This is a genomic window from Myxococcus sp. AS-1-15 (genome assembly GCF_020037055.1).
In the GTDB taxonomy this organism is placed as follows: domain Bacteria; phylum Myxococcota; class Myxococcia; order Myxococcales; family Myxococcaceae; genus Myxococcus; species Myxococcus fulvus.
On the sequence record NZ_JAIQDF010000079.1, the window covers coordinates 1 to 777 of the forward strand.

Consider the following 777-nt stretch of genomic DNA (forward strand, 5'->3'; position numbering starts at 1 on the left):
GTGGGCCGGCGGCTGAAGGCCGGCACGGAGTTGAAGACGTACTCCTTCGAGCGCGCCTTCACCGACATCAACGAGTACCTGCTGTACCGGGGCTGTGCCGTCAACGCGCTGAAGCTGTCCATCCAGCCCGGCGAAATTGTCACCGGCAGCGTTACGCTGCTGGGCAAGGACATGGTCCAGGCCACCGCCTCCCATGCCACCACCGTCACCCCCGCGGGCACCGGCAGCCCCTTCGACGCCTTCACCGGCACGCTGCTGGAGGGCGGAGTCGTCGTGGCCAACGTCACCGGTGTGGAGCTGGACGTCAGCAACGGGCGCAGCACCAAGGGCGTCGTCGGCCAGCGCTCGCCCACGGAGGTGCACGAGGGCGGCTTCGCGGTGTCCGGCAACCTGTCCGCGTACTTCCAGGACGGCACCCTCCTCAACCGCTTCATCAACGAGGAGGAGTCCTCCCTCGAGTTGCTGCTGGTGGACGTCAACGGCGTGGACTTCCACCGGCTGTACCTGCCGCGAATCAAATACACGGGCGGTGACTTGGACAACCCGAAGGAGGGCCCCGTCGTCCTCTCGCTGCCCTTCACCGCGCTCCTCGACGCGACGGCTGGCACCAGCCTCGTCTACCAGCGCAGCAACCCGTAGCCCTCCCCGGCGCGGCCTGCGCGTGCGCGCTCATCCCTCGCAGTCCCAGGAGTCACCCGTGTTCGACTTGTCCTCCATCCGCCACCGCGACAGCGCGGAGGTGTCCATTCACCACCCCCTCACCGGCGCCCCCACCGG

General features: G+C 68.3%; 1 protein-coding gene. It reads left to right on the plus strand.

Annotated elements, in window-relative coordinates; all coding sequences use genetic code 11:
* Positions 1 to 639 (plus strand): phage tail tube protein (locus K8625_RS43595; RefSeq protein WP_223786119.1); only part of this gene is annotated, 639 nt, incomplete at its 5' end.
* Positions 640 to 777 lie beyond the last annotated feature (138 nt).